Source organism: Runella zeae DSM 19591 (assembly GCF_000423565.1).
Classification (GTDB): Bacteria; Bacteroidota; Bacteroidia; order Cytophagales; family Spirosomataceae; genus Runella; species Runella zeae.
Genome location: NZ_KE384038.1, coordinates 382,871 through 385,252, shown reverse-complemented (window position 1 = coordinate 385,252; position 2,382 = coordinate 382,871). Strand labels below are relative to the sequence as shown.

2 protein-coding genes are annotated in these 2,382 nt (G+C 46.1%); both read left to right on the top strand.

The window, feature by feature from the left end; genetic code table 11:
- A partial coding sequence (locus G563_RS35765; protein WP_169579807.1) for an Ig-like domain-containing protein occupies nucleotides 1-1,185 on the top strand: 1,185 nt, incomplete at its 5' end.
- Between the two features lie 85 nt (nucleotides 1,186-1,270).
- On the top strand, nucleotides 1,271-2,382 hold a 1,112-nt coding region (locus tag G563_RS37245), incomplete at its 3' end, for a CLIPPER-2 domain-containing protein (protein ID WP_445508774.1).

Below are 2,382 nucleotides of genomic sequence, written 5' to 3'. Positions count from 1 at the left end.
GTCGGTAAGAACAGCTTCAAATACGTGCTTTGTGATGTGAGGGGTGCCTGCGACACGGCAACCGTGACAATTGATGTGTTGCCTTTGATTACTGGCAACGACCCTCCAGTAGCCGTGGATGATGCCAACGTTACCCAAGTGAATGTACCTGTAAGTGGAACGGTAGCGCCGAACGACAGCGACCCTAACAATGATCCGCTTGTGTTCACCAAACTGACCAACCCAGCGAATGGTACGGTGGTGTTCAATCCGAACGGTACGTATACCTACACGCCGAATCCAAACTATGTAGGTCCTGACCGATTCATTTATAAGGTTTGTGACAACGGAACGCCTAATCTGTGCGATACCGCCACGGTCTATATCACCATATTGCAAGTCAGGAAGGTAGCACTCTCACCAAAAGTTTACTTACAAGGCTCTTTGTTTGGGGTATTCTCAGGTAATTTGATGCGGGATGATTTGCGGGTGAAAAACTTGATTCCAAGAAAATCGCCTTACGTGGCCTGGAATCCGCTCACTGCTGCCGATACCATTATCTCAAACACCGTGTTGACTGTCAGCGGGCAAGATGCTATTGTAGATTGGGTATTTGTAGAACTTCGTAGTGCAACAGACTCTACTGTCATCGTCGACAGTCGATCGGCACTTGTACAACGAGATGGCGATATTGTAGATGTAGATGGAACTTCACCCATTGTTTTCACTAACGTAATTCCGGCAAGTTACTTTGTTGTCGTCAAACATCGTAATCACTTGGGGGTTATGACCCAGAATGAACTGCCATTAACACATGTTGCTACGGTTGTCGATTTTAGATTAACAACAACGCCAACGTATGTTTTCTCCAACGCTCCGATTCACCAGTCGCAAGTAAATGTTGTGCAAGGGAAAGCACTTTGGGCAGGCAATGCACTCTATGATGACCAAGTGACTTATCAGGGTACAGGCAACGACGTCAATGTCGTCTATCAGCAAGTCATTGGAGCACTGGGTAATGTGATAGGACTTCCTTTCTTCATTCTTCAGGGCTATTATACAGGAGATATTAATATGGATGGGGAAGTGATTTTCCAAGGAACGACCAATGACATAGAGTACATCTACCAAAACGTCATCAACAACCATCCCGGAAATGCCCTCAAACAAAACTTCTTTATCATACAGCAGCAATTGCCTAAGTAAAATGCAAAGGTCATCGTGGAGGAGAGCCTAATCTCCTCCACTTAACAACTAAATGGAAAATTAACCACCTGACAGGTAACTCACGATGAAAAACAAATTCCTCTCTTTCACTTGGATTGGGCTTGCATTGCTCTGTGCAATATTTCCGGCAGTAGCACAACAACTTTCGACAAATCAAGTCAATTATCAATTAACCTACAATGCTTCCAATCAGACTTACACGGTTTGGGTAGTCCCACAATATAATACCCCCAATCCAAACAACCCCGAAGCCAATGAGCTAGGGGCAACGGCGCAGGTATCCTTGAAAGTCCCCAAAGACTTTGTCATTCAAAACATCACTGATATAAAGGGTACTTGGGAAAAAAACCCAGTCAAACTAGGGAATCAGTCCGTATTTACATCTGCTGGTTTAGATCCAAATTACCTCTATTATGTGATTGGCAAAACAGCGACCGAAGTAAATTATGGCGCATTTAGCACCGGTACTCCTGTTTCACTTTTCACTTTTCAAGGTAATGCCTGTTATGGAACTGTGGGAGTTTTGGCCAAAGCTGACCCCTTTGTGGCCGCAGCAAAAAATTTAGCCTCCCTAAATACAGCCTGTAGTTTTTATTCACGCTCAGGGCAGGCGACAAGTGGAAACGTAATCCCCCTAGAGCAGTTTGTTGAGAAATTAGGTCCTGACGTAGATTGTAGTGCCCCTTCGATTAAATTGATTAAGAGTATTGCTTCTATCACCGACAACGGACCCACGGGTCGCGGAGTGGGCGACGTGATTAATTATAATTTCACCGTCACTAATACGGGCAATGTGACGCTGACGGGCGTAGCTTTGACAGATGCTAAACTCAGTTTGAGCAACGTTGCCATCAGCCCAAGCACGCTTGCTCCCGGCGCTACAGGTACAGCCACTGCCACCTACACCATTACCCAAGCTGATGTCAACGCAGGTGGCGTTGAAAACACCGCCACCGTCACTGGCATACCCTCAAGTGGACCTCTTCCAACTGTCTCCGATATTTCGGATGCAGGTACGAACAACAACGCCGTGGCCATCGCCAACCCTGATGCGACCGAATCCCCCAAATTGAACGGTACTACCGATGCCGACCCTACCAACGACCCAACGGTGTTGCTGATTACGCCAACTCCTTCGATTAAATTGATTAAGAGTATTGCTTCTATCACCGACAA